General features: G+C 70.1%; 1 protein-coding gene. It reads left to right on the top strand.

Features of this window, described 5'->3' with window-relative positions; all coding sequences use genetic code 11:
* The coding region (locus tag IEY78_RS33955) for a DUF2637 domain-containing protein (RefSeq protein ID WP_189104835.1) at window positions 1–548 on the top strand (548 nt) is incomplete at both ends.

Genomic DNA, 548 nt, shown 5'->3' with positions numbered 1-548 from the left:
GTGATCGCCGGCATCGGCTTCGCCGGTTCCTACACGGCCGTGCGGGAGCTCGCCCTCAAGAAGGGCTTCGGCACCTTCGCGTACTTCTTCCCGCTCGGCATCGACGCGGGCATCTGCGTCCTGCTCGCCCTGGATCTGCTGCTCACCTGGATCCGCATGCCCTTCCCGCTGTTGCGGCAGGCGGCATGGCTGCTGACGGTCGCGACGGTGGCCTTCAACGCCGCGGCGGCGTCCGACCTCCTGGGCATGGGCATGCACGCCGTCATCCCCGTGCTGTTCGTCGTCACCGTCGAGGCCGCCCGGCACGCCGTCGGGCGGATCGCCGACATCACGGCGGACAAGCACATGGAGGGCGTGCGCCTCACCCGCTGGCTGCTGTCGCCCCTGCCGACCTTCCTGTTGTGGCGGCGGATGAAGCTGTGGGAGCTGCGGTCGTACGACGCGGTGATCAAGCTGGAGCAGGAGCGGCTGGTGTACCAGGCCCGCCTGCGTTCCCGGTTCGGACGGGCCTGGCGCCGCAAGGCCCCCGTGGAGTCCCTGATGCCGCT

The sequence above is a fragment of the Streptomyces kronopolitis genome, assembly GCF_014646275.1.
Taxonomy (GTDB): domain Bacteria; phylum Actinomycetota; class Actinomycetes; order Streptomycetales; family Streptomycetaceae; genus Streptomyces; species Streptomyces kronopolitis.
This window is presented reverse-complemented; position numbering and strand designations above follow the sequence as displayed.